Here is a 24,180-nt window from a genome sequence, read left to right as displayed (position 1 = left end):
GGCAAGAGCCGCCGCTCTTGTTCAGGCGTGGGCAGAGCGCAGGGTGCGCGCAAAGTCCTGCAGGGCGGCGATGCCGCTGCTCTCGGCACGCTGGCACCAGCCCTGGAGATCGACCACCAGCTGCTCACCCGACACATTGGTGCGGGTCCACAGTTGCCGCAACTCTTCCCGCATGGTGACCAGCTTCGTCAGGGATGGACTCTGGTCGCAGGCCTTGGCGACCAGCGCCTTCACCTCGGCGGGGATCTTCTGGTCGTCGCGGTGCAGCCAGCGTTGCGCCAGCCGCATTTCGTTCCAGCGTTCGGTGTTCTGCGCGCCCTGCTGCTTCAGGCGGTCCAGTTCGTCCGCACACGCCTTGCGCAGGTTGGCGGCGTACTGCGCCATGACCTCGTAGCGGTTGGCAATCAGGGCTTCGAGCGTCTGGCTGTCGGCGACGGGGCGCACGGCACCGAGCTTGAGCTGCGGCGCGGTCTTGCGCACCTTGGCCAAGCCCATCATCTCCAGCGTCCGGATGTAGCCCCAGCCGATGTCGAACTCGAAGGGCTTGACCGACAGCTTGGCCGAGGTCGGGAAGGTGTGGTGGTTGTTGTGCAGCTCTTCACCGCCAATCCAGATGCCCCAGGGCGAGATGTTGGTGGAGGCGTCCGCGGCCTCGAAGTTGCGGTACCCCCACCAGTGGCCCAGGCCGTTGATGATGCCGGCGGCGTGGACCGGACTCCACAGCATCTGCACCGCCCACACCGTCAGGCCCAGCGCGCCGAACAGCAGCACGTTGATGATGAGCATCAGCGACACGCCCAGCTTGGAGCGGCCGGTGTAGACATGGCGCTCCAGCCAGTCGTCCGGCGTGTTGTGGCCGTACTTCTTGAGCGTTTCCTCGACCTTGGCCTCGGCGCGGTACAGCTCGCTGCCGCGCAGCAGCACCGTCTGGATGCCGTGGGCGACCGGGCTGTGCGGGTCGTCCTTGGTCTCGCACTTGGCGTGGTGCTTGCGGTGGATCGCCACCCATTCCTTGGTGACCATGCCCGAGGTCATCCACAGCCAGAAACGGAAGAAATGCGACGGGATCGGGTGCAGGTCGAGCGAACGGTGGGCCTGGCTGCGGTGCAGGAAGACGGTGATGGCGACGATCGTGATGTGGGTCATCACCAGCGTGATGACCAGCACCTGCCAGGGACTGGCCCGCAGCAGACCATGGGCCAGCCAGTCCACCAGGACAGACCAGATCGTCGAGAGTTCGGGCATCGCGCAGCTTTCAGGGATTCAGGGCACGGGAGGGTGGAACATTCTAGACGTTCCACATATTCCTCCGAAACAGGGAATTTGCCCTAGATCACGCTTCAAACCCGCCATTCGCCGACGATCGCACTCGATCCGGGGGATCGGCCAGGTTGGTCAGCGGCGGCGCCACACCGCCGCGAAGAAACCGTCCGTTCCGTGGCGGTGCGGCCACAGGCGCAGGTAGTGGTTGCGGCAGAGCGACTCGGCCTGCTCGACCTTCTGGCGCGCCAGCACCTCGGCGGCGTTCAGCAGCTCGAAGTCCGGGTGCGCTTCGCTGAAGGCCTGCGCGATGGCCTCGTTCTCGGCGTCCAGCAGGCTGCAGGTGGCGTAGACCAGCTGACCGCCCGACTTCACCAGCCGCGCCGCACTGTCGAGGATGGCGCGCTGCTTGACGGTCAGCTCGGCGATGCCCTCGGCGGTCTGGCGCCATTTCAGATCCGGATTGCGGCGCAATGTGCCCAGGCCCGAACACGGCGCGTCGACCAGCACGCGGTCGATCTTGCCCGACAGGCGCTTGATGCGTTCATCGCGCTCGTGGGAGATGCCCGCCGGGTAGACATTGGACAGCCCGCTGCGCGCCAGACGCGGCTTGAGCGCGGCCAGGCGGTGCGCCGACACGTCGAACGCATAGAGCCGGCCGGTGTTGCGCATCATCGCGCCGAGGGCCAGCGTCTTGCCGCCTGCACCCGCACAGAAATCGACCACCATCTCGCCGCGCTTGGCCTCGGTGAGCAGCGCCAGCAACTGGCTGCCCTCGTCCTGCACCTCGACCTCCCCGCGCTTGAAGCAGTCGGTCAGGTTGAGCGTGGGCTTGCCCCGCGCGCGCAGCCCGGTCGGCGAATACGGGGTCGGCTCGGTCAGGATGCCCTCTTCCGCGAGGGTCACCTGCGCCGCCTCGCGCTTGGTCAGCTGGGTGTTGACCCGCAGATCGAGCCCGGCGGACGTGGACAAGCTCTCGACCAGCGGCCAGAAGTCGTTGCCCGCTTCCTTCTTCAGCGCCTCGGCCAGCCAGTCGGGCAGGTTGTGGCGCAGGCTTTCGGACTGGCTCTTCAGGCTCAGCAGCTTGGCGGTGGCGGCCCACTTCTGCTCGGCTTCGGTCGTGGCGGCGCGCAGATAGGCTTCGGTGCCGCGCCAGGCCAGGATGCTCAGGCGGCGCTCCAGCGCCCCCGTGCCCGACTTGGCGAGGTACTGCAGCCGCAGACGCTCGCGCAGCACCGCGTAGACCGTCTCGGCCAGGGCGTGGCGCTCGCGCATGCCCAGCATCCGGTTGCGGCGGAAGAAGGCCGACACGACGGCATCGGTCGGACTGGTGAAGCGCAGGACTTCATGCAGCAGCTCGTCGCAGAGCGTGAAGAGGGCTTTGGGGGTCATCGGGAAAGTCCTCGGAAGCTCAGGAGGGATGGAAGAGCCATTGCGGCGCGTTCAGGGCGTGGCGCACGGTGCCGTCGCTGCACAGCTGCAGCTGGTCCTCGACGAACCAGCGCACCGCGCGCGGATAGATCTGGTGCTCGCACACCAGCACACGCGCCGCCAGCGACTCGGCCGTGTCCCCGGGCAGCACAGGCACGACCGCCTGGAGCACGATCGGGCCGTGGTCGAGTTCGGCGGTCACGAAATGCACCGTCGCCCCCGCCACCTTGCAGCCGGTCTGCAGCGCTCGCTCGTGCGTGTGCAGTCCGCCGAAGGACGGCAGCAGCGACGGGTGGATGTTGAGCAGCCGGCCGGCGTAGCGGGCCACGAAGGCCGGGGTCAGGATGCGCATGAAGCCGGCCAGCACGACCAGATCGGGCTGGTGGGCGTCGATTTCCGCGGCCAGCGCGGCATCGAAGGCCGCGCGGTCGGCATGGACACGGTGGTCGATCGACGCCGTCGCGATGCCCCGCTCCGCGGCCCAGCCCAGACCGCCGGCCGTCGGCCGGTTGCTGATGACCGCCACGACCGAGGCAGGCCAGCCTTCTGCGGCGCAGGCGCGGTGGATGGCTTCCATGTTGGAGCCACGGCCGGAGATCAGGATCACGATGCGTTTCATGGGTGCGGGAGTGTAGCGGCTGGCGCAGCGCATGACAGCGCGCCCAAAACCAGTCACAGTACGGCCGCCGGTGCTGGCAGGCCGTGATGGAACGCACACGCACCAGCCCCGGCCCCTTGATTCACAGACACTTTCAGGAGAACACGATGGGATTGCTCGATTCAATGCTGGGTTCGGTCGTCAGCCAGGCACTGGGCGGTGGCCAGCAAGGCGGCGGCGGACAGGCTGCGCTGATCCAGGCCGTCATCGGCATGCTGATGGGCGGCAACAACCAGGGCGGCGGCGCCGCAGCGGGTGGCCTCGGCGGTCTGCTGGAACAGTTCCAGCGCGGTGGCCTGGGTGATGTGGCCTCGTCCTGGGTCTCCACCGGCCAGAACATGCCGGTCTCCGCTGACCAGCTCAGCAATGTGCTGGGCTCCGACGTGATCGGCCAGCTCGCCCGCAGCGCCGGCATGGACCAGGGCGCTGCCGCGGGTGCGCTGACGCAGATCCTGCCGCAGCTGATCGACGGCCTGACCCCCAACGGCCAGCTGCCGCAGCAAGGCGCGGACCTCGGCAGCCTGCTGCCGCAGATCCTGGGTGGCCTGCTCAAGCGCTGAGCCTGGCCCCTGCCGGCGGCCGGGCCACTCAAGCCTGACCGCCGGCGGTCGATACACCGCGAAGCCACTTCTGGCTGAACCGATGTGTCGACCGCATGGAATTTGCTACTTTTGTGTACCAGCCCGCCACCGGCTGGGAGACGCCTCCAGAACCGGAACTCCAGGCACTCGACAGCCCGGACACACTGGTGCTGGTGTTCGGACCATCCGGCGCACTCACCGATCTCGCCGCTGACAGCCCGCTGGCCGCGCTGGCCCGCGCCCTGCCCCGCAGCATGTTCGTCAGCGCAGCCTCGCTCACCGTGGCGCAAGCGCAACAAGCCAGCGATGGCGGGCTGGTGGTCTGCGTGGCCCGCTTCGCCCACACCCGCCTGCGCCGCGTCCAGACGGGCCTCAGCCCGACCCTGGATGCCAGAGCGGCCGGGCAGCGGCTGGCCGCCGCCCTGTGCGACCCACCGGGACTGTCGGCCGTGCTCGTGTTCGCCGACGGCCGACAGGTCAACGGACCGGAACTCGTGCGTGGACTGACGGCAGGGCTGCCGGAAGGGTTGCCGATCGCCGGCGGCATGGGCGCGGATGGCACGCACGCCGCCCGCACCTGGACACTGCACGCCGACGGCCCCGCCCAGCACAGCATCTGCGCCGTCGGGCTGTACGGATCCCGGCTGCGCATGGTGCGGAGCTGCCGCGGTGGCAGCGTCGGATTCGGTCAGCGCCGCCTCGTCACCCGGGCGCAAGGCAACACGGTCGAGGAAATCGATGGCCAGCCCGCGCTGCAGCTCTACCGCCAGTACCTCGGCCGCTACGCCAGCGGTCTGCCGGAAGCCGCCTCGCATTTCCCGTTGACGGTGTTCCGCCGCGCCGAGGACATGCAGGGCGTGATCCGCTACGTGCTCGGCATCGATCCGGACCGCCAGACCATTGATGTCGCGGGCGACATCCCTGCCGGCAGCCTGGTGCAGCTGTCGCGGGCTGGGCGCAGCGAGCTGATCGAGGGCGCGTTCCAGGCCGCCGAAGCGCTGCGCGAGGCCCTGCCCGTCGACCAGCCGGTGCTGGCGCTCATGGTCAGCTGTGTTGGCCGCCGGCATGTGCTGGGCGAGCAGACGGCGGAGGAGCTGGAGCCGGTCGCCGCAGCGCTGCCCGCAGGCTCGGCCCTCGCAGGCTTCTATTCCTTCGGCGAAATCTCGTCAGGCCCAGGGCAGCCTTGCGACATGCACAACATGACGCTCACGCTGGCCGCGCTCTGGGAAGCCGACCCCGACCGCCAGGAGGCCTGAGCATGGACCACAGCGCCGCCCGGTTCCTTCACCCCATGCTGGCCCGCCAGCTGCGCCGACTCGGCATCAACCCCGAGACTGGCCCGTCCAGCCCCGACCGCTGGCAGGCCCTGCTCGCGCTGGTCGGCAACACCTACGCGGAATACGAACAGCTCGTCTACCTCGTCACCCGCGCCGAACGCATGTCCACCGACGAACTCCAGCGCAGCCAGTCCGCACTGGCCGAGGCCGAACAGATCGCCGGACTGGGCAGCTGGACCTGGCGCCCGGGCGACGAGGTGCTGCGGATCTCGCCGACGCTGGCCAGCCTGATGCAGTTGCCGGCCGCCACACGAGAGCTGCCACTGGTGCTGTGGCTGGCGAGCATGGACGGAGCAGACCGTACCCTGGTGCACGACAGCCTGCGCCGTGCGACACGCCAGGCGGTCAGCCTGACGGGTGAGCTGCGGCTGCAGATGCGTGAAGGCGTGCAGCGCTGGATGCAGTACCGCATCGTCTCGCGGCCGGATCCGGAGCGGCCCGACCAGATGGCGGTCAGCGGCACGCTGCTCGACATCACCGACCGCATGCGGGCGGAAGAGCAGGTGCGCACCCTCGCCTTCCAGGACCCGCTGACCGGGCTGTGCAACCGGGCACGCTTCTTCGAACTGCTGGGCCATGCCCGCTCCCAGGTGCACGGCTCCGGCGAGCAGCTCGCCCTGCTCTTCCTCGATCTCGACGGATTCAAGGAGATCAACGACCGCCACGGCCACGACGCCGGTGACCAGTTGCTGCGGCAGGTGGCCGAACGCTTGCGCAGCACCGTGCCCCCGCACGATCCGCTGTGCCGCTTCGGGGGCGATGAATTCCTGGTGCTGATCCGTGCAGACGGCCGGCACGCCGCATCGGAAGCGCTCGCGGAGCAGATCCTGGCCGCGATCTCCGCGCCTTTCGAGGTGGAGGGCCGGCGACTGAGCGTGGGGGTGAGCATCGGCATCGCGGTCTATCCGGGCGATGCGGTCAGCACGCTGGAGCTGGTGCGTGCGGCCGACACGGCGATGTACCAGGCCAAGCAGCACGGCAAGGGCCGCATCCGCTTCCATCACCCTGCCCACACGGCCTGAGGGCTGCGGCGCTATGCTGGCGGCCCCATGGCAGGCATCCACATCACCGACATCGAAGCCGCCATCAACTGGTGGCGCCAGCGCCAGCCCGCGCCCGACGGCGTGACGCTGTGTGCGCCACTGCGGGCGCTGGCCGAAGTCTATGCGCTGATGGTGTATTACCGCGAAACACTGTGCGACGAACACGGCCTGCCCGAGGCCGCACGCCAGGCTTGGCTGGCCTGGTACGCCAGCACGCCAGATGCGCCCTGCATCGCGATCTGCTCGACCACGCAGGGCGACGCGGTCTGCAAGGGCTGCGGTCGCACCTTCGACGAGGTGCAGCACTGGCCCGGCATGAGCCCCGCCGCCAAGCGCCAGGTCTGGCACCGCATCACGCAGGAGGGCAGCGCGTGGCGCTTCAACCGCTACGCCGACCGAGTCCGCCCGACCACGGCGGCACTCAACCCGGCCCCGCCACCGCCTCGCACGGCAGGGTGATCAGGAAGCAGCTGCCCCCGCCTTCGCGGGCCAGGCAGCGCACGCTTCCGCCGTGGCGTGTGGCGATCTGCCGCACCAGCGACAGCCCCAGACCCACGCCGCCCGCCCGCTCGGCATGCCCAGGCAGCCGGAAGAAAGGCTCGAAGACCTGCTCGCGGCACGCTGACGGCACGCCAGGCCCGCGGTCACAGACCTGCACCTCGACCTGTCCAGCCTGCCCCCTGCGGACGGTGGCCTCCACCTCGTCACCGCCGTAGCGGCGGGCGTTTTCCAGCAGGTTGCGCAAGGCGCGGCGCAGCAGCCGCTCATCGGCCTGCACCAGCACCGCCTCGCCCTCTGCCGAGGCGCCCACGCGGGCGGCCTCCTCGACCAGCAAGCCCAGCAGGTCCACGGGTTCGATGCGCAGCGCGACCTGCGCATCGAGGCGGCTGGCCAGCAGCACCTCCTCGACCAGGCCGTCCAGTTCGCAGATGTCGCGGTCGATCTCGCTGCGCAGCGCCTGGCGCTGCTCGGGTGATGCGTCCTCCACCATTTCCACGGCCATCTTCAGGCGCGCCAGCGGCGAGCGCAGCTCGTGGCTGGCGTTCGCCAGCAAGGCGCGGTTGGCGCGCACCAGATCCTCGATGCGCTGCGCCGCCCGGTTGAAGCTGAGCGCCACGGCAGCCACTTCGTCGCGGCCCTCCGCATCGACCCGGTGCCCGAGGTCACCCGCGCCGAACTGCTCGACCCCCCGCTCCAGCGCCTCCAGACGGCGCGTGAGCCGGCGCACCACGGGGTAAGCCCCTGCCGTCACCGCCACGAACAAGGTGGCCAGCAACATGAACAGCGCCGAGGCATCGTCCACCCAGCCAGGCTTGCGCACCAGCCCCAGCCACCGGGAGGGCGAAGCGTGGGGCGATCCACCGTGGCCATGGTCCGGTCCGCGGGGGGCGCCCCGGTCGGATGGACGTTCGGGAGGTGGCCCCTCCGTGAACGGGCGCAGGCCACCCGGACGCAACACCCACAGCACCCGGCCGTCCGCCAGCGGGATGCGGGACGCCACCGTCTCCTCGTCGGCGCGGTCCGGACGCACCTTGCGTTCGTAGAAGGGGGAGACGCCGATGCGCTCCCCGTCCGGCGCGTCCAGGGCGATCGGCATGCGCAGGCGGCGTGACCAGTCGAGCACCGCCTGGCGCTGCACCTCCGCCGCCACACCCGCGGGGGGCAGACTGTTCTCCAGCAGCGAGGCAAAGGCCAGCGTGCGCTCCGAGACCGCGACATCGATGCGGCCGCGCTCGGCCTCGGTGTGGCGGCTGACCAGCCAGGCCGCCAGCAGCGCGAACACCAGCAACGCCACCACCACCGTGAGGTAGATGCGCAGATAGAGGCTGCGCACGCCGCCCAGGCCGACCAGACCACGCCAGCGCATGGCGGATCAGGCCGCGTCAGCGTCCTGCTTGCGCGCGAAGACATAGCCCGAACCGCGGACCGTCAGGATGCGGCGCGGCGTCTTCGGATCGTCTTCGATCGCCGCCCGGATGCGCGACATGTGGACGTCGATGCTGCGGTCGAACGCATCGATCGGATGGCCGCGCAGCGCATCCATGATCTGGTCGCGCGACAGCACCCGGCCCGGGCTCTGGGCCATGACCTGCAGGATGTCGAACTGGTAGCTCGTCAGCTCGCAGGCGCGACCGTCGATGCGCACCTGCCGGGCGTTGACATCGACATCCAGCCGGCCGAAGCGCAGCACCGCGTCGGTCGACTGTGGCGTCGCGCGGCGCAGCAAGGCCTTGATGCGCGCCAGCAGTTCGCGGGGCTCGAAGGGTTTGGGCAGGTAGTCGTCGGCACCGAGTTCCAGACCGATGATCCGGTCCATCGGCTCGCCGCGCGCGGTGAGCATCAGCAGCGGCAGCGCGCGCAGACGCGGATCGGCACGCAGCTCCCGGGTGAGGTCCAGGCCATCGCCGTCCGGCAGCATCAGGTCAAGCACCAGCGCATCGCAAGGCTCGCGCTGCAGCTTGAGCCGCCCCTGGGCGAGATCGCCCGCGACGCTGACCACCAGACCTGCGGCTTGCAGGTAATCGCGCACCATGCCGGTCAGGCGGATGTCGTCGTCGATGAGCAGAATTCGGGCTTGCATGGCGGTGGGGCGTCTCCTGCGCGCATCTTGCAGGACTTGCGTCAGGCCAGCGTGGCGTCCCTGTAAAGAAGCTTGTCCAGCGCAGGCGGCGTGTGCGGCGTGTGCAGCCTCAGACGGCGTCCAGCATGGACTCGACCCGCTCGATCAGCTCGAACGGGCTGAAGGGCTTGACCAAGTACCCGTCGGCACCGGCCTGCTGGCCCGCCCCGATGTCGCCCGCCTGGCCGCGGGCCGTCAGCATGACGACCAGCGTGCCCGCCAGCGCGGGATCCTGCTTGATCCGCTCGCACACCTGGTAGCCGTTCAGCTCGCCCGGCATCATCACGTCCAGCAGCACCAGATCAGGCCGCAGCGCGACAGCTTGTCGCAGCGCGGCGGCGCCGTCCATCGCCTCATGGAGGTCGAAATCGCCCAGCTCCAGCGTCATCCGGATCAGCTTGCGCAGATCCGGCTGGTCGTCGACGATGAGGATGCGGCGGGGCGAGGACATGCTGTCAGGCTACACCATCGACATGCAGACTGCGCCCCAGGCGTGTCATTTCAGACTCGACCCACGCACGCACGGCAATCGCCGGCGCGGGCTGGTGCACGACACGCACACGCTCCGGCAGACCGCCGCGCTCGGCGATCTGCTGCGGTGTCTGGGTCGTGATCGCCAGCACGCGCAGCTGGCTGTAGTCGCTCAGCGAGGACAGCGTCAGCAGCATGGCGTAACCATCGATGTCCGGCATGGCCAGGTCGGTGACCAGCAGCTCCGGCACCTTGCGGCCCAGCTGCAGCAGGCCGGTGTAGCCGTTGTTGGCACCACGGATGGCGATGGCCGAACCCAGCGGCTGCAGCACTTCCTGCCAGAGGTGGAGCTGGTCCACGCTGGACGCGATCAGCAGGAGATCGAGTGGCGCATTGCCGGCAGCCGCCATCGACAGCGAGGTTGGTGCCGCAGGACGCAGGCCGCTGCGGTGCGCCAGCGCCTCGACCGCCGAAAGCCGGATGCGCCGATGGCCCCCGGGGGTGCGGCCGGCAGGCAGGGTTCCCGCTTCGACCCACAGCTGGACCGTGCGCAGCGACACACCCAGTCGCTGGGCAGCCTCCCGGGTGGTCAACAATGGATCCATCGGATCTTGAGCAAAATGGGGACGGGACATGGCAGGGGGTCCTCAAAAACACCTATCGGGCAAACCCGCCAACGGTCAGTTGAGCAGATTCACAGGTCTCCAGCACTTATTTCTTCTGTGACGTGCCAAGGTCTTCGGCACGTCACTTCCCCTGCTGTAGGACCGGACGTTTCAAAGTGTGACGTATTTCGCTACCCAATTACGAATTACGCACATCCAGTGTGATGGTGTTCCACCACAACACCCCGCATCTGCGGGTCCAAACAGTACCAATGATCCCGCAATTCTGAGCATGCGAAAAGCCATTCCGCCTGAAAACACTGCCGACGACGACGACGACGCCCCCCCGGGATTGCCACCGCTGCCGGCCGGTACACGAAACTACATGACCCCGCAAGGTTGGCGGGCACTCCGAGCGGAGCTGATGCAGCTGCTGGACGAGGAGCGGCCGAGGGTCGTGGAGATCGTGTCCTGGGCCGCCAAGAACGGTGACCGCTCCGAGAACGGCGACTACCTGTACGGCAAGAAGCGCCTGCGCGAGATCGACCGCCGCATCCGCTACCTGACACGTCGGCTCGACATCGCCGAGGTGGCCGATCCGTCGGCGCACCACGGCAAGGACCAGATCTTCTTCGGCGCCACCGTCACCTACGCCGACCGTGCGGGTCGGGAGCACACCATCACCATCAAGGGCATCGACGAGTCCGACAGCCTGAACGGCGAAGTCAGCTGGGTCGCGCCGATCGCCCGCGCGCTGCTCAAGGCCCGCGAAGGCGACGAGGTGCAGCTGATGACTCCGGGTGGGATGGAGCTGCTGGAAGTGCTCGCCGTGCGCTATCCCGCACCGGCATCCGCCGCTGCACCGGAAGGCGGCTGATCAGGGCTTGACCCGCGACACCCGCACCACCGACGGGCAGCGCCGCACCACGCGCAGCACATCCGCCAGGTGCTGCCGGTCGCGCACGGCCAGTGTCAGCTTCAGCTCGGAGGTCTCGCCGTCGCGGGTCGGGTCCATGTCGATGTGGGCGATGTCGGCTTCGGCATGGCTGACGGCCTGCGCCACCTCGGCCAGCACGCCCTTGCCGTTGTGCACCAGCACCGCCACGGCGGTCCGGAAGGCCCGCACCGGCTGCTCGGACCATTCCACGCCGAGCCAGCGCTCGGGATCACGCTCGAAGTGGCGCTTGCCCACCGAGCAGTCGCTGGTGTGCACGGTCAGCCCCTCGCCGCGCCCGAGGTAGCCGACGATCTCGTCACCCGGGATCGGCTGGCAGCAAGTGGCGAGCTGGATCGTGGCGTTTTCGCTGCCGTCGATGACGACGGTGCCCTGGGTGGGCGCTTCCTGGTCCGTGGCGTAGCGGCCCATGCTGAGCGTCAGCGCGTCGGGGCGCCGCCCCTGCTCGACCATCTTGCGCGCCATGCGCTTGGCCACGATGACCGCGATCTTGCGGCCCAGGCCGATGTCGGTGAGCAGCTCGCGCCGGTTGCGGTTGCCGCTCCAGCGCACCAGCGACTGCCAGAGCGCCGCATCCAGCTCGGTCAGGCTGCTGTCGTCGACACCGGGCAGTTGCAGGCCCTCGGTGCGCAGGGCTTGCGCCAGCAGCTTCAGGCCCAGGTCGTAGGACTCCTCGGCCTCCATGTTCTTCAGGTAATGGCGGATCTTGGAGCGCGCCTTGCCGGTGCGCACGAAATTGAGCCAGGCCGGATTGGGGCGTGCCGACGGAGCCGTGATGATCTCGACCACGTCGCCCGAGTTCAGCTCGGTGCGCAGGGCCACCGGCTCGCCATTGACCCGGGCCGCGACGCAGTGGTCACCCACCCGCGAGTGGATCGCGTAGGCGAAGTCCACCGGCGTGGCCCCGCGCGGCAGCGCCAGGATCTTGCTCTTGGGCGTGAAGAGGTAGATCGATTCGGGGAACAGGTCGATCTTGACGTGTTCGAGGAACTCGGCCGAGTCACGCGTCTCGCTCTGAATGTCGACCAGCGACTGCAGCCACATCGTGCCGAGGTGCTTGGTGTCGGGGGGCTCGCTGCCGCCACCAGTCTTGTACATCCAGTGCGCCGCGATGCCGGCCTCCGCGACCGCATGCATCGCCGCGGTGCGGATCTGGAACTCCACCGCCGTGCCGACCGGACTCACCACCGTGGTGTGCAGCGACTGGTAGCCGTTGGCCTTGGGGATGGCGATGTAGTCCTTGAAGCGGCCGGGAACCGGCTTGTACAGCTGGTGCAGCACGCCCAGTGCCAGGTAGCACTCCGGCAGGGTCGCCACGACCAGCCGGAAACCGAAGATGTCGCTGACTTGCGCGAAACTGAGGTGTTTCTCGCGCATCTTCGTGTAAATGGAGTGAACAGTCTTCTCGCGCCCGTAGACCTGCGCCGGCACCTCGGCCTGCGTCAACGCGATCTCGACCTCCTCGCGCACCCGCTCGACCATGTCGCGCCGGTGGCCACGCGCCTTGTCGACGGCCCGCGAGAGCGCACCGTGGCGCCAGGGCTGGAGGTAGCTGAACGAGAGTTCCTGCAGCTCGCGGTAGCACTGGTTCAGCCCCAGCCGGTGCGCGATCGGGGCATAGATTTCCAGTGTCTCGCGGGCGATGCGGCCACGCTTGTTGTGTGCCATCGCGCCCATCGTGCGCATGTTGTGCATGCGGTCGGCGAGCTTGATCAGGATGACGCGCACATCGCGCGCCATCGCCAGCAGCATCTTGCGGAAGGATTCGGCCTGCGACTCCTCGCGGGTCGAGAACTGCAGCTTGTCGAGCTTGGTCAGGCCATCGACGATCTCGGCCGTGGGCATGCCGAAGCGTTCGACGAGTTCGGCCTTGGTGACGCCGCAGTCCTCCATCGCATCGTGCATGAGCGCGGCCATGATGGCCTGGGCATCGAGCTTCCAGTCGGCACACAGGCCGGCGACGGCGATCGGGTGGGTGATGTAGGGCTCGCCGCTGGCGCGGAACTGGCCGAGGTGGGCCTGGTCGGCGAAGCGGTAGGCCTCGCGCACGCGACGGACATCGGCTTCGTCGAGGTAGTCGAGCTTGGACGTGAGGACGGCAAAGGAGGCCGCACTCGCCCCGTGTGCCCCAGGCACCTGCTCGACCACCGGACGCGAGGGTTTGGCGGTCTTGGCCCGAGGCTTGCTTTTGCTTGCAGCAGCCGGAGCGGCCACTGCGGTTGCGGCGACACCAGCGCCGGCAGGATCGCTGGGCTGTGTATCCGGAAAGGGTTCGGATTCAACGGACTCGGGCTTGCCTCCTCGCCGCCAAGACGAGAAGAACATGCGACGCAGGACATCGGCTGTGCGGGACACCATGGGACAACTCTAGCGTGTCCCGCCGCGCGCCGGGCAGCGTGTGGCCGATGCCCGACAAGCCGCGGGTCAGATCTGCCTCAGGTCGGGACCTTGCGCAGCATCTCGATGCCGACCTGACCCGCCGCGATTTCGCGCAGCGCGGTCACGCCGGGCTTGTTCTTCGTCTCGACCTTGGGGGCATGGCCCTGGCTCAGCATGCGGGCCCGGTAGGTGGCGGCGAGCACCAGCTGGAAGCGGTTGGGGATCTTCAGCAGACAGTCTTCGACAGTGATACGGGCCATGGTGGGATCGTGCTTCCGCAGGTGAGAGGTCGCTGAGCGGACTCAGGACAGTTGAAGGGCGTCGAACACAGCCGGACGGCTGAGACGCTGGGTCGAATATTTTAACCGCTGGGCGTGGACGATGGTTTTCAGGTCGAACAGGGCCGTCTCGAACAGGGCATTGACGACGATGTAGTCGAAGTGCCGTGCCTGCGCGACTTCGTGCCGTGCGTTGACCATGCGCTGCGCGATGACCTCGGTCGTGTCCTCGCCGCGGCGACACAGGCGGCGGTTCAGTTCCTCCCACGACGGCGGCAGGATGAAGATCAGCACGGCGCTCGGAAAGATGCGCTTGATCTGCATGGCGCCCTGGAAGTCGATCTCCAGCACGACATCCTGCCCATCGCGCAAACGCTGCTCCATCGCGGCGCGCGAGGTGCCATAGCAGTTGCCGTGGACCTCGGCCCATTCGAAGAAATCGCCGTGTTCGACCATGGCACCGAACGTCTCCTTGGAGACGAACCAGTATTCACGGCCGTTTTCCTCCTGCCCGCGCGGCGCGCGGGTGGTGTGCGAGATCGACACCATCAGGCGGGTGTCGATCTCCAGCAGCGCCTTCACGAGGCTGGACTTGCCAGCCCCGGACGGAGCGGCGACGACATACAGATTGCCGGGATAGTCGGCTGGGGAAGGTGTGGCGGATGGGGACACGGCGGACTCGCAGGACTGGCGCGGTGAGAGCGTCTGGCGCGCAATTGTCCCCGAAGTCGCGCAGCCAAACGACAATGCGGGCTGCGACACCGTCCAAACGGCAGTCAGCACCTGCACAGGATCCAGTGGCACAGTGTTCCGCCTGGGCACAGCCGCCGCGTGGACACCGCAGCAGGCCAGACATTTATCAAGCAGAACCCAGCAGAACTCCCGGAGATTCGTGAATGACGACGACCAAGCAGCCGACCATCATCTACACCCTGACCGATGAAGCGCCCTTGCTGGCGACTTGCGCTTTCCTGCCCATCGTGCGCACCTTCACGGCGCCGGCCGGCATCCACATCCAGAAGGCCGACATCTCCGTGTCCGCCCGCGTGCTGGCCGAGTTCCCGGAATACCTGACGGCCCGCCAGCAGGTGCCCAACACGCTGGCCGAACTCGGCAAGAAGACGCTGGAGCCGGACGCCAACATCATCAAGCTGCCCAACATCAGCGCCTCGGTGGCCCAGCTGGTGGCCTGCGTGAAGGAGCTGCAGTCCAAGGGCTACCAGATCCCCGACTACCCGGAAAACCCGACCACCGACGAGGAAAAGGCCATCAAGGCCCGCTATGGCAAGTGCCTGGGCTCGGCGGTGAACCCGGTGCTGCGCGAAGGCAACTCCGACCGCCGTGCCCCGAAGGCGGTCAAGGAATACGCCCGCAAGAACCCGCATTCGATGGGCGAGTGGAAGCAGTGGTCGCAGACCCATGTCTCGCACATGGAGCACGGCGACTTCTACCATGGCGAGAAGTCGATGACGCTCGACCGCGCCCGCAACGTCAAGATGGAGCTGATCACCGCCAGCGGCAAGACCGTCGTGCTGAAGCCCAAGCTGGCGCTGCTCGACGGCGAGATCATCGACTCGATGTTCATGAGCAAGAAGGCGCTGTGCGACTTCTACGAGGCCGAGCTGGAAGACTGCCGCAAGTCGGGCATCCTGTTCTCGCTGCACGTCAAGGCGACGATGATGAAGGTCTCGCACCCGATCGTCTTCGGCCACTGCGTGCGCATCTACTACAAGGACGCCTTCGAGAAGCACGGCGCGCTGTTCGACGAGCTGGGCATCAATGTCAACAACGGCATGGTGAACCTGTACGACAAGATCAAGACGCTGCCGGAATCCAAGCGCGACGAGATCATCCGTGACCTGCACGCCTGCCAGGAGCACCGTCCCCGTCTGGCGATGGTGGACTCGGCCAAGGGCATCACCAACTTCCACTCGCCCAACGACATCATCGTCGACGCCTCGATGCCGGCGATGATGCGCCAGGGCGGCAAGATGTGGGGCGCCGACGGCAAGCAGTACGACAGCAAGTGCGTGATGCCGGAATCGACCTTTGCCCGCATCTACCAGGAGATGATCAACTTCTGCAAGTGGCACGGCAACTTCGACCCGCGCACGATGGGCACGGTGCCCAACGTCGGCCTGATGGCGCAGCAGGCCGAGGAATACGGCTCGCACGACAAGACCTTCGAGATCACCGAAGCCGGCGTGGCCAACATCACCGACCTCGACACCGGTGAAGTACTGCTGAGCCAGAACGTCGAAGCCGGCGACATCTGGCGCATGTGCCAGGTCAAGGATGCCCCGGTGCGCGACTGGGTCAAGCTGGCCGTCACGCGTGCCCGCAACTCGGGCATGCCGGCCGTGTTCTGGCTCGACCCGTACCGCCCGCACGAGAACGAGCTGATCAAGAAGGTCAACGCCTACCTGCAGGAACACGACACGTCGGGCCTGGAGATCAAGGTGATGAGCCAGGTCCGTGCGATGCGCTTCACGCTGGAGCGCGTGGCCCGTGGTCTGGACACCATCAGCGTCACCGGCAACATCCTGCGCGACTACCTGACCGACCTGTTCCCGATCATGGAGCTGGGCACCTCGGCCAAGATGCTGTCGATCGTGCCGCTGATGAACGGCGGCGGCATGTACGAGACCGGCGCTGGCGGCTCGGCCCCGAAGCATGTGCAGCAGCTGGTGCAGGAAAACCACCTGCGCTGGGACTCGCTGGGTGAGTTCCTGGCGCTGGCCGTGTCGCTGGAAGAGCTGGGCATCAAGGAAGGCAACGCCCAGGCCAAGCTGCTCGCGAAGACGCTGGACGCCGCCACCGGCAAGCTGCTCGACAACAACAAGTCGCCGTCGCCCAAGACGGGTCAGCTCGACAACCGCGGCAGCCAGTTCTACCTGGCGATGTACTGGGCCCAGGAGCTGGCCGCCCAGACGGAAGACGCCGAACTGGCCGCGCACTTCAGCAAGCTGGCCCAGGCGATGACCGACGGCGAAGCCGCCATCATCGCCGAGCTGTCGGCGGTGCAAGGCCAGCCGGCCGACATCGGTGGCTACTACCTGGCCGATGCCGAGAAGACCAAGGCCATCATGCGGCCGAGCGCGACGCTCAACGCGGTGCTGGCGGCAGCGCGCGGCTGAGCCCGCAGCGGGCGGCAACGCCCGCTCGACCACACAGCAAGGGCCACCCTCGGGTGGCCCTTTTGCCGGGTGGAGCGCAGCGCCACCCCGGGCCCGCCCCGTTCACTCGATGTTCTGCACCTGCTCGCGCATCTGCTCGATCGCGACCTTCATCTCGACCGAGATCTGCGTCAGCTCCAGCGCGGCGGATTTCGAGCCCAGGGTGTTGGCCTCGCGGTGCAGCTCCTGGATCAGGAAATCCAGCCGCTTGCCCAGCTCGCCGCCCTTGCGCAGCAGCCGGGTGATCTCGTCAAGGTGCGCTCCCAGCCGACCGAGTTCCTCCGCGACATCGATGCGGATCGCGAACGCCGCGGCTTCGGACATCGCCCGCTCGGCCAGCGACTGTGCGGAGACACTCTGGTTGGCGCCCGCAGTGGCCAGCGCCTCGTTCCAGCGCTCCAGAAAGCGCTGCTGCTGGCGCGCCACCACCTGCGGCACCAGCGGCGCAGCCTGGGTCGCCAGACCACGCAGGTGCTCGACACGCTCCATCAGGATCGCGACCAGCCGCTCCCCTTCGCGCGCCCGAGCCTCGCCGAGCCGCTCGACGCACACACGGGCGGCCGCCATCGCCGCCTCGTCCAGCACGACCACCGGCGCCGTGCTGCGGCACCACTGCAGCACCTCATGGACCGACATCAGCTCGGCGTCGCGCAACTGCGAGCGCACGGCCACCTGCAGCGCCGCCAGCCGGCTGAGCTGCTCGGGCTGCGGCAGTGCGGCGGCGGCGTCGGGCGCGCGGTCCGGGTTCAGGCGCAGCTCGATCTTGCCGCGCTTGAAGGTCCGGGTGAGCAGTTCGCGCAACGCGGGCTCCAGCGCACGAAACTCGTCGGGCAGGCGCAGCGCCAGGTCCAGGAATCGGCTGTTCACGGAGCGCAGTTCCACCGTGACCGACCCTGAGGGGACCGCTTGCGCGGCAGTGTTCTCGGTGTGTTCACCGGTCTCGGGCAGCGCGCTGGAGGAGGCGCTGGCATAGCCGGTCATGCTGTAAACTGACATCGCGGATTTCGCCCAATCAAAATACGATTATGTCAAAGCAAAAACCCGCCCCGCTGCCGCCCGGCACTGTGGTGGGGGGCTACCAGATCATCCGCAAGCTGGCGGCAGGAGGATTCGGCGTCGTGTACCTCGCCGAAGACGCAGAGCGCAGGCTGGTGGCCCTCAAGGAATACCTGCCCTCCTCGCTGGCCGAGCGCTCCGCGGGCGAGCTGATCCCGCGCGTCAAGCCCGAGAAGCAGCCGCTCTACCGCCTTGGCCTGAAGAGCTTCTTCGAGGAAGGCCGCTCGCTGGCCCAGATCAGCCACCAGAGCGTCGTCTCGGTGCTGAACTTCTTCCGCGAGAACGAGACGGTCTACATGGTGATGAACTACCTGCAGGGCGACACGCTGCAGGACTTCATCGTCACCGCCCGTGATCTCAAGCGCGACAAGGTGTTCCGCGAGTCCACCATCCGCAGCCTGTTCGACGAGATCCTGCGCGGCCTGCGCATCGTGCACCAGCACAAGATGCTGCACCTGGACATCAAGCCCGCCAACATCTTCATCACCAACGAGAACAAGGCGGTGATGCTCGACTTCGGCGCTGCGCGCGAGGTGCTGTCGAAGGAAGGCAACTTCATCCGGCCGATGTACACGCCCGGGTTTGCCGCGCCCGAGATGTACCGCCGCGACGGCTCGCTCGGGCCATGGACCGACATCTACGCCATCGGCGCCTGCATCTACGCCTGCATGCAGGGCTACCCGCCCAACGACGCCCCCCAGCGCATCGAGAAGGACCGCCTGAGTCTGTCGCTGTCGCGTCTGCGCAATGTGTACTCGGACAACCTCATCGAGGTGACCGAGTGGTGCATGTCGCTTGACCCGCTGGCCCGCCCGCAAAGCGTGTTCGCGCTGCAAAAAGAGCTGTCCAGGGAGACCGAACGCCGCTACACCAAGCTCAGCTTCAGCGAGCGACTGAAGCTGCAGCTTGAAAACATCAAATCCGGCGCCAAGGCGTGAGCCTCGCCACGCCGGACTCTTCCTCGGAACCTTTGCCCATGCGTTTTTCCGTCTACCAGATCAGTCGCCGTGGCGGGCGCGAGAAGAACGAAGACCGCATGGGCTACTGCTACACCCGTGATTCCGGCCTGTTCGCGCTCGCGGACGGCATGGGCGGCCACCCCGAAGGCGAGGTCGCCTCGCAGATGTCGCTGCAGACCATGGCCGGCATGTTCCAGCGCGACGCCAAGCCGGTGATCCGCGAGCCACGCCGCTTCCTGACCGAGTCGATCCTGGCGGGTCACCACGCGCTCATCCGCTACGCCACCGAACGCGCCCTGCTCGACACCCCGCGCACCACCGTCGTCGCCTGCATCCTGCAAGGCCGCGAAGCCTACTGGGCACACTGTGGCGACTCGCGGCTCTACCTCGTGCGCGGCGGCCGGCTGCAGGCCCGCACCCGTGACCACTCCTACTCCGAACTGCAGGAGTCGCTCAACGGCGTCGTGCCGCTGGGCAACAAGGTCAACCGCAACGTGCTGTTCACCTGCCTGGGCAGCCCGGGCAAGCCGGTGATCGATCTGGTCGGGCCGGTGTCGCTGCAGCCGGGCGACAAGCTGCTGCTGTGCTCCGACGGGCTGTGGGGCGCGGTCGATGACGACACCATCACCCGCGTCCTGGCCGACGGCACCATCACCGACGCCGCCCCGGATCTGGTGGAGCGCGCCCTGCGCATCGCCGGCGAGAAGAGCGACAACGTCACCGTGATCGCCGTCGAATGGGAGTCTGCCGAAGACGACGAGACCCTCACCGGCATCGAGACCGACGCGCTCGGCGACGATGTCTTCGCCTCCACCATCCAGGCCGGGGCCGGCGTCGGCAACCCGGACGACCTGCTCGACGAAGCCGAGATCGAACGCTCGATCCGCGAGATCAACGAAGCCATCCAGCGCAGCGCCCAGAAGCGCAACTGAACGAACCCCATGACCCACTCCCGTCCGAACGACCGCTCTCCCGCCGCCCTGCGCCCTGTCCAGATCACCCGCGGCTACACCCGCCACGCCGAAGGCTCGGTGCTGATCGCCTTCGGGGACACCAAGGTGCTGTGCACCGCCTCGGTCGAGGAGCGTGTGCCGCCGCACAAGAAGGGCTCCGGTGAAGGCTGGGTCACCGCCGAATACGGCATGCTGCCCCGCGCCACCCACACCCGCAGCGCCCGCGAAGCCGCCAAGGGCAAGCAGACCGGCCGCACGCAGGAGATCCAGCGCCTGATCGGCCGCTCGCTGCGCAGCGTGTTCGACCTGAAGAAGCTCGGCGAGCGCACGATCACCCTCGACTGCGACGTGCTGCAGGCCGACGGTGGCACCCGCACCGCCGCGATCACCGGCGCCTTTGTCGCCGCGCACGACGCCGTCGCCACGCTGCTCGCGCAGGGCCTGATCGCCGAGACGCCGATCCTCGACCATGTGGCGGCCATCTCGGTCGGGCTGCTGGACGGCGTGGCGCTGCTGGACCTCGAATACGTCGAGGACTCGGCCTGCGACACCGACATGAACGTCGTGATGACCGGCGCGGGCGGCTTCGTCGAAGTCCAGGGCACGGCGGAAGGCACGCCCTTCAGCCGCGCCGAGATGGACACGCTGATCGCGCTGGCCGACGCCGGCATCCGCGAGCTGGTCGCGCTGCAGCGCCAGGCGCTGGCCACGCCGATCGGCGGCTGAGGCCATGGGCGAGCTGCTGCGTCACCGCCTGGTGCTGGCGTCCAACAACGCCAAGAAGCTGAAGGAACTCGGCGCGCTGCTGGCGCCGGTGTCGGTCGAGCTGGTCACGCAAGGCTCGCTCGGCATCCCGGAAGCCGAGGAGCCGCACCACACCTTCATCGAGAACGCGCTCGCCAAGGCGCGCCACGCCGCCGCCGCCAGCGGCCTGCCGGCGATCTCGGACGACTCCGGGCTGTGCGTGGACGCGCTCGGCGGCGCGCCGGGCGTGCAGTCGGCGCATTACGCGACGGTGGAAATTCCGGCCGGCATCGACCGCGAAGCCCAGCGCGCGCTGCAGGACGCGGCCAACAACCGCAAGCTGCTGGCCGCGCTCGACGGCGCCGCCACCCGCCGCGCCCGCTTCGTCTGCGCGCTGGTGGCCGTGCGCTCGGCGGACGATCCCGAGCCGCTGATCGCCTTCGGGCGCTGGGAGGGCGAGATCCTGGCCGAGCGGCGTGGCGCGGGTGGCTTCGGCTATGACCCGCTGATGTTCATCGCGTCCAGTGGCCTGACCGCCGCCGAGATGCCCGCCGAGGTCAAGAACGCCCAGAGCCACCGCGCGCTGGCCTGTGCGCAGATGCTGACGCTGATGCGCGGGGTGTGGCAGCTTGGCTGAGTCGATCCCGATCCAGCCGATGCAGCCGGTCCAGGTGTCCGCAGACACGTCGGCCTCGGCCAACGGCGCCGACGTGGTGGCGCGTTACCTGCGTGCCGGCACGCTGCAGCTCGGCGCCCCGCCGCCGCTGGGGCTCTACATCCACCTGCCGTGGTGCCTGCGCAAGTGCCCGTACTGCGACTTCAACTCCCACGAGGCCGCCAGCGGCGGGCACCCGGAAGCGGCATACCTGGACGCCCTGCGCGCCGACCTGGAGGCTGCGCTGCCGCTGGTCTGGGGCCGCCATGTGCAGTCGATCTTCATCGGCGGCGGCACGCCCAGCCTGTTCTCGCCGGAAGGCATCGAGCGGCTGCTGAGCGACGTGCGGGCGCTGATGCCGCTGGCGCCGGGCTGCGAGGTGACGCTGGAGGCCAATCCCGGCACCTTCGAGCGCGAACGCTTCCGCGCCTTCCGCCACGCGGGGGTGACGCGGCTGTCGATCGGCGTGCAGAGCTTCGACGACGCCAAGCTGCAGGCACTCGGCCGCGTCCACAGCCGTGCGCAGGCGCTGGCCGCCGCCGAGGAGGCCGCGCAGGCCTTCGACACCTTCAACCTCGACCTGATGTACGCCCTGCCCGGCCAGACGCTGGCCGAGGCGGGCGAGGATCTGCGCACGGCACTCGCGCTGCAGCCGCCGCACCTGTCGGTCTACCACCTGACGATCGAGCCGAACACGCTGTTCGCGGTCCACCCGCCCGCCGTGCCGGACGACGACCTCGCCAGCGAGATGCTCGACCAGATCGTGGCGATGACCGGCGCGCAGGGACTGTCGCGCTACGAGGTCTCGGCCTTCGCGCGGCCGGGCCACCGCTGCACGCACAACCTGAACTACTGGCAGTTCGGCGACTACCTGGGCATCGGCGCAGGCGCGCACACCAAGCTGAGCTTCCCGCACCGGGTCGTGCGGCAGGTGCGCTGGCGCGAGCCGGCGATGTACATGGCCAAGGCACTGGCCGGGCAGACGGTGTCGAACGACGAGGAGGTCGGCCGCAAGGCGCTGCCCTTCGAGTTCATGCTGAACGCGCTGCGGCTGAAGGACGGGTTCGATCTGGGCCTGTTCCGCGACCGCACCGGGCTGCCGCTGTCGAGCATCGAGGCGGCGCTGGCGCAGGCCGAGCAGCGCGGGCTGCTGCAGCGCGACTGGGAACGCGCCGCGCCCACACCACGCGGCTTCGACTTCCTCAGCGACCTGCAGGGCTTGTTTCTGGCCTGAGCAGCGCCATCACGCGCGGACCGATCGCGTCGAGCGGCAGCACCTCCTGGCAGGCGCCCGCCCGGATCGCCTCGCGCGGCATGCCGAAGATGGCGCTGGTCGCCTCGTCCTGCGCCAGGTTGTAGGCGCCGGCATCGCGCAGCAGGCGCATGGCCTGCGCACCATCCCCCCCCATGCCGGTCAGCATGATGCCGATGGCGCGGTCACCGGCCACCTTGGCCACGGAGCGGAACAGCACATCGACACTCGGCCGGTGGCGCTGCACGGGCTCCCCCTCGGACACCCGTGCCACATACCCCCCGGTGCTCCCACGCTCAACCGACAGGTGCAGTCCCCCCGGCGCGACATAGGCATGCCCCGCCTGCAGCGGCTCGCCGTCGCATGCTTCACTGACCGTGAGCGGCCCCAGGGTGTTCAGGCGGGCCGCGTAGCGCGCGGAGAACCCGGCCGGCATGTGCTGCACGATCAGCACCGGTGGTACGGCATTCGACAGGCGGGCCAGCAGACGCGGCGTGGCTTCGGTGCCCCCGGTGGACGCGCCGATGGCGATGAGGCGTCCACCGCCGGTCACCGTCGCCACGGATGGCTCGGCATGGCCGACGGCCCGTCGCACCGACCGACCGCGCACCGCTTCGCGCAGACAGGCCACCAGCCGCTGCTCGAAGCCCTCGACCGCCCCCGCCCCCCCGGGCAGCGGCTTGTCGACGAAGGCCACGGCACCGAGTGCGGCCGCGCGCAGGACCGTGGTCTGGTGCTGGCGCGTCGGTGCCGCGACCACCACCACCGGCGTCGGCCGCAGCCGCATCAGCCGCTCCAGAAAGTCCAGTCCGTCCATGCCCGGCATGACCATGTCGAGCGTCACCACATCGGGATCGAGCCCGCGGATCATCTCGCGGGCCTGCGAGGCGTCCACCGCTTGGCCGACGCAGACCATGTCCGGCTGGCGGGCCAGGATGGCGCAAAGCATCGCCCGCGCGGCGGCCGAATCGTCCACCACCAGCACACGCAGTGGCAGACCGCTGGCAGCGGACAAGGCGGTTCGCAAGGGCGGATACGACATCACGACAGTTCGGCGAAGCTGGTAGCGCCACCCCCGCCGACCTTGCGGCGGGCCTCGCGCTCCTGGGCCAGCACGAGACCGTGCTGGGTCGGCGGCAGGCGGCGCACCATCACACGGCCTGTCTGGGGAAAGAAGCACACCTTGCGCGGGCTGGTGCCCAGCACGTCCTTGGATATCAGCGTGATGCCGTGTTCGCGCAGGTAGTCGAGCACGAAACGTGTGTTGCGCTCGCCCACATGCAGCGATCCGGGGCCCTGGATCATCGCGGCGCCGCCGAAGACCTTGGCGTCGAGCGTCTTGCGGGTGGCACCCTGCCGGACCAGCGTGCTGACCAGACGCTCCATGGCTTCGATGCCATAACGGCCAGCGTCCGGCGCCGCGCCCGCACCAGTTCCCGCGCCGCCCGGCAGCATGAAATGGTTCATGCCGCCGATCTGCGCCTGACGGTCCCAGAGACAGGCCGCGATGCACGAGCCCAGCGTCGTCGTGATGACGATGTCTTCGCCATGCACGAAGAACTCGCCCGGCATGATGCGGACGGCATCGGCGTTGAACACCACCTCGCGGTAGAAGAAGTTGGCCTGCCCGTCGACCCGGGGCTGCGCGCGCAGCCGCTCCAGACGTCCCGGCACCACACGGGCCAGCACGGGAGCGGGGTGGGACGTGTCCACCGGCACAAAGGAGGAAGGAGTCGAATGGGACAAGGACTGCTCGCAAGGGATTCG

The 24,180-nt window shown here is 68.4% G+C and carries 24 protein-coding genes; 11 read left to right on the top strand and 13 right to left on the bottom strand.

The features are described 5' to 3' along the window. Positions 1-21: 21 nt before the first annotated feature. From U5O44_RS16510 to purN, 3 genes are all read right to left on the bottom strand, one after another. Complete coding sequence (locus U5O44_RS16510; protein WP_322589505.1) at positions 22-1,245, bottom strand: DesA family fatty acid desaturase; 1,224 nt, start codon at positions 1,243-1,245, stop codon at positions 22-24. Positions 1,246-1,395: 150 nt separating this feature from the next. Then, a complete protein-coding gene (locus U5O44_RS16505; RefSeq protein ID WP_322589504.1) occupies positions 1,396-2,652 on the bottom strand; it encodes an RsmB/NOP family class I SAM-dependent RNA methyltransferase in 1,257 nt (418 codons plus the stop codon). A 19-nt stretch (positions 2,653-2,671) separates the two neighbouring features. After that, positions 2,672-3,310 carry a phosphoribosylglycinamide formyltransferase gene (purN, locus tag U5O44_RS16500; protein ID WP_322589503.1) on the bottom strand — a complete coding sequence of 213 codons (639 nt, stop codon included), beginning with the start codon at positions 3,308-3,310 and terminating at the stop codon, positions 2,672-2,674. Between the two features lie 146 nt (positions 3,311-3,456). Here purN and U5O44_RS16495 point away from each other — a divergent pair, with 146 nt between their 5' ends. From U5O44_RS16495 to U5O44_RS16480, 4 genes are all read left to right on the top strand, one after another. Next, positions 3,457-3,909, top strand: a complete 453-nt coding sequence (locus tag U5O44_RS16495) for a YidB family protein (RefSeq protein ID WP_322589502.1) — start codon at positions 3,457-3,459, stop codon at positions 3,907-3,909. A 95-nt stretch (positions 3,910-4,004) separates the two neighbouring features. Continuing rightward, positions 4,005-5,186, top strand: a complete 1,182-nt coding sequence (locus U5O44_RS16490; RefSeq protein ID WP_322589501.1) for an FIST signal transduction protein — start codon at positions 4,005-4,007, stop codon at positions 5,184-5,186. Positions 5,187-5,188: 2 nt separating this feature from the next. Beyond that, complete coding sequence (locus U5O44_RS16485) at positions 5,189-6,289, top strand: GGDEF domain-containing protein (RefSeq protein ID WP_322589500.1); 1,101 nt, start codon at positions 5,189-5,191, stop codon at positions 6,287-6,289. A 27-nt stretch (positions 6,290-6,316) separates the two neighbouring features. Further along, positions 6,317-6,769: a DUF3717 domain-containing protein gene (locus U5O44_RS16480; RefSeq protein WP_322589499.1), complete on the top strand. Its 453-nt coding sequence runs from the start codon at positions 6,317-6,319 to the stop codon at positions 6,767-6,769. Here U5O44_RS16480 and U5O44_RS16475 read toward each other — a convergent pair. The 4 genes from U5O44_RS16475 to U5O44_RS16460 all read right to left on the bottom strand — a co-directional run bounded on the left by U5O44_RS16475 (position 6,732) and on the right by U5O44_RS16460 (position 9,994). After that, entirely contained in the window at positions 6,732-8,177 is a 1,446-nt protein-coding gene (locus tag U5O44_RS16475; protein ID WP_322589498.1) for a sensor histidine kinase, read from the bottom strand. The two genes, U5O44_RS16480 and U5O44_RS16475, sit on opposite strands and share 38 nt — an antisense overlap. A 6-nt stretch (positions 8,178-8,183) precedes the next feature. Beyond that, on the bottom strand, positions 8,184-8,891 hold the full coding sequence (locus U5O44_RS16470) for a response regulator transcription factor (RefSeq protein ID WP_322589497.1): 708 nt from the start codon (positions 8,889-8,891) through the stop codon (positions 8,184-8,186). A gap of 109 nt (positions 8,892-9,000) precedes the next feature. After that, a complete protein-coding gene (locus tag U5O44_RS16465; RefSeq protein WP_322589496.1) occupies positions 9,001-9,381 on the bottom strand; it encodes a response regulator transcription factor in 381 nt (126 codons plus the stop codon). A 4-nt stretch (positions 9,382-9,385) separates the two neighbouring features. Continuing rightward, entirely contained in the window at positions 9,386-9,994 is a 609-nt protein-coding gene (locus U5O44_RS16460) for an excisionase family DNA-binding protein (protein WP_322589495.1), read from the bottom strand. A gap of 304 nt (positions 9,995-10,298) precedes the next feature. Here U5O44_RS16460 and greB point away from each other — a divergent pair, with 304 nt between their 5' ends. Then, positions 10,299-10,883, top strand: a complete 585-nt coding sequence (gene greB, locus U5O44_RS16455; protein WP_322589494.1) for a transcription elongation factor GreB — start codon at positions 10,299-10,301, stop codon at positions 10,881-10,883. Here the strand turns inward: greB and U5O44_RS16450 are convergent, their stop codons facing one another. From U5O44_RS16450 to gmk, 3 genes are all read right to left on the bottom strand, one after another. Beyond that, entirely contained in the window at positions 10,884-13,175 is a 2,292-nt protein-coding gene (locus U5O44_RS16450; RefSeq protein ID WP_416222220.1) for a RelA/SpoT family protein, read from the bottom strand. 221 nt (positions 13,176-13,396) lie between these two features. Then, a complete protein-coding gene (gene rpoZ / locus U5O44_RS16445) occupies positions 13,397-13,600 on the bottom strand; it encodes a DNA-directed RNA polymerase subunit omega (RefSeq protein WP_179634291.1) in 204 nt (67 codons plus the stop codon). Positions 13,601-13,642: 42 nt separating this feature from the next. After that, the gene (gene gmk / locus U5O44_RS16440) at positions 13,643-14,290 is read right to left on the bottom strand and encodes a guanylate kinase (protein WP_322589492.1); all 648 of its coding nucleotides are present in this window, start codon (positions 14,288-14,290) and stop codon (positions 13,643-13,645) included. A gap of 224 nt (positions 14,291-14,514) precedes the next feature. Between gmk and U5O44_RS16435 the strand changes: the two genes are divergently transcribed. Next, positions 14,515-16,755, top strand: coding sequence for an NADP-dependent isocitrate dehydrogenase (locus U5O44_RS16435; protein ID WP_322589491.1), 2,241 nt, complete (start codon positions 14,515-14,517; stop codon positions 16,753-16,755). A gap of 102 nt (positions 16,756-16,857) precedes the next feature. On the opposite strand, the gene U5O44_RS16430 is transcribed toward U5O44_RS16435, so the two are convergent. Beyond that, complete coding sequence (locus tag U5O44_RS16430) at positions 16,858-17,790, bottom strand: YicC/YloC family endoribonuclease (protein ID WP_322589490.1); 933 nt, start codon at positions 17,788-17,790, stop codon at positions 16,858-16,860. Positions 17,791-17,819: 29 nt separating this feature from the next. Here U5O44_RS16430 and U5O44_RS16425 point away from each other — a divergent pair, with 29 nt between their 5' ends. The 5 genes from U5O44_RS16425 to hemW are packed head-to-tail and all read left to right on the top strand — an operon-like array spanning position 17,820 to position 22,395. Then, positions 17,820-18,788 (top strand): serine/threonine protein kinase, encoded by a 969-nt coding sequence (locus U5O44_RS16425; RefSeq protein ID WP_293995740.1) that lies wholly within the window; start codon positions 17,820-17,822, stop codon positions 18,786-18,788. A gap of 38 nt (positions 18,789-18,826) precedes the next feature. Further along, complete coding sequence (locus tag U5O44_RS16420) at positions 18,827-19,741, top strand: PP2C family protein-serine/threonine phosphatase (RefSeq protein ID WP_322589489.1); 915 nt, start codon at positions 18,827-18,829, stop codon at positions 19,739-19,741. A gap of 9 nt (positions 19,742-19,750) precedes the next feature. Further along, a complete protein-coding gene (rph, locus tag U5O44_RS16415; protein ID WP_322589488.1) occupies positions 19,751-20,488 on the top strand; it encodes a ribonuclease PH in 738 nt (245 codons plus the stop codon). 4 nt (positions 20,489-20,492) lie between these two features. Then, positions 20,493-21,143 (top strand): RdgB/HAM1 family non-canonical purine NTP pyrophosphatase, encoded by a 651-nt coding sequence (rdgB, locus tag U5O44_RS16410; protein ID WP_322589487.1) that lies wholly within the window; start codon positions 20,493-20,495, stop codon positions 21,141-21,143. Beyond that, the gene (gene hemW / locus U5O44_RS16405) at positions 21,136-22,395 is read left to right on the top strand and encodes a radical SAM family heme chaperone HemW (RefSeq protein ID WP_416222193.1); all 1,260 of its coding nucleotides are present in this window, start codon (positions 21,136-21,138) and stop codon (positions 22,393-22,395) included. Before rdgB ends, hemW begins: the two co-directional genes overlap by 8 nt. On the opposite strand, the gene U5O44_RS16400 is transcribed toward hemW, so the two are convergent. Both U5O44_RS16400 and cheD read right to left on the bottom strand, forming a co-directional pair. Next, entirely contained in the window at positions 22,364-23,455 is a 1,092-nt protein-coding gene (locus tag U5O44_RS16400; RefSeq protein WP_322589486.1) for a protein-glutamate methylesterase/protein-glutamine glutaminase, read from the bottom strand. The two genes, hemW and U5O44_RS16400, sit on opposite strands and share 32 nt — an antisense overlap. After that, on the bottom strand, positions 23,455-24,126 hold the full coding sequence (gene cheD / locus U5O44_RS16395; protein ID WP_322589485.1) for a chemoreceptor glutamine deamidase CheD: 672 nt from the start codon (positions 24,124-24,126) through the stop codon (positions 23,455-23,457). Before cheD ends, U5O44_RS16400 begins: the two co-directional genes overlap by 1 nt. Positions 24,127-24,180: the final 54 nt, after the last annotated feature.

It is taken from the genome of Sphaerotilus sp. (assembly GCF_034519685.1).
In the GTDB taxonomy this organism is placed as follows: domain Bacteria; phylum Pseudomonadota; class Gammaproteobacteria; order Burkholderiales; family Burkholderiaceae_C; genus Sphaerotilus.
This window is presented reverse-complemented; position numbering and strand designations above follow the sequence as displayed.

Coding starts and splice junctions, on each gene's coding strand:
- U5O44_RS16495 (WP_322589502.1), top strand. CDS start 3,457: ATGGGATTGCTCGATTCAATGCTGGGTTCGGTCGTCAGCCAGGCACTG.
- U5O44_RS16475 (WP_322589498.1), bottom strand. CDS start 8,177: ATGCGCTGGCGTGGTCTGGTCGGCCTGGGCGGCGTGCGCAGCCTCTAT.
- U5O44_RS16400 (WP_322589486.1), bottom strand. CDS start 23,455: ATGTCGTATCCGCCCTTGCGAACCGCCTTGTCCGCTGCCAGCGGTCTG.
- U5O44_RS16430 (WP_322589490.1), bottom strand. CDS start 17,790: ATGTCAGTTTACAGCATGACCGGCTATGCCAGCGCCTCCTCCAGCGCG.
- U5O44_RS16480 (WP_322589499.1), top strand. CDS start 6,317: ATGGCAGGCATCCACATCACCGACATCGAAGCCGCCATCAACTGGTGG.
- rph (WP_322589488.1), top strand. CDS start 19,751: ATGACCCACTCCCGTCCGAACGACCGCTCTCCCGCCGCCCTGCGCCCT.
- U5O44_RS16510 (WP_322589505.1), bottom strand. CDS start 1,245: ATGCCCGAACTCTCGACGATCTGGTCTGTCCTGGTGGACTGGCTGGCC.
- U5O44_RS16470 (WP_322589497.1), bottom strand. CDS start 8,891: ATGCAAGCCCGAATTCTGCTCATCGACGACGACATCCGCCTGACCGGC.
- rpoZ (WP_179634291.1), bottom strand. CDS start 13,600: ATGGCCCGTATCACTGTCGAAGACTGTCTGCTGAAGATCCCCAACCGC.
- rdgB (WP_322589487.1), top strand. CDS start 20,493: ATGGGCGAGCTGCTGCGTCACCGCCTGGTGCTGGCGTCCAACAACGCC.
- U5O44_RS16505 (WP_322589504.1), bottom strand. CDS start 2,652: ATGACCCCCAAAGCCCTCTTCACGCTCTGCGACGAGCTGCTGCATGAA.
- U5O44_RS16425 (WP_293995740.1), top strand. CDS start 17,820: ATGTCAAAGCAAAAACCCGCCCCGCTGCCGCCCGGCACTGTGGTGGGG.
- U5O44_RS16465 (WP_322589496.1), bottom strand. CDS start 9,381: ATGTCCTCGCCCCGCCGCATCCTCATCGTCGACGACCAGCCGGATCTG.
- U5O44_RS16490 (WP_322589501.1), top strand. CDS start 4,005: ATGGAATTTGCTACTTTTGTGTACCAGCCCGCCACCGGCTGGGAGACG.
- purN (WP_322589503.1), bottom strand. CDS start 3,310: ATGAAACGCATCGTGATCCTGATCTCCGGCCGTGGCTCCAACATGGAA.
- U5O44_RS16435 (WP_322589491.1), top strand. CDS start 14,515: ATGACGACGACCAAGCAGCCGACCATCATCTACACCCTGACCGATGAA.
- U5O44_RS16485 (WP_322589500.1), top strand. CDS start 5,189: ATGGACCACAGCGCCGCCCGGTTCCTTCACCCCATGCTGGCCCGCCAG.
- greB (WP_322589494.1), top strand. CDS start 10,299: ATGCGAAAAGCCATTCCGCCTGAAAACACTGCCGACGACGACGACGAC.
- U5O44_RS16420 (WP_322589489.1), top strand. CDS start 18,827: ATGCGTTTTTCCGTCTACCAGATCAGTCGCCGTGGCGGGCGCGAGAAG.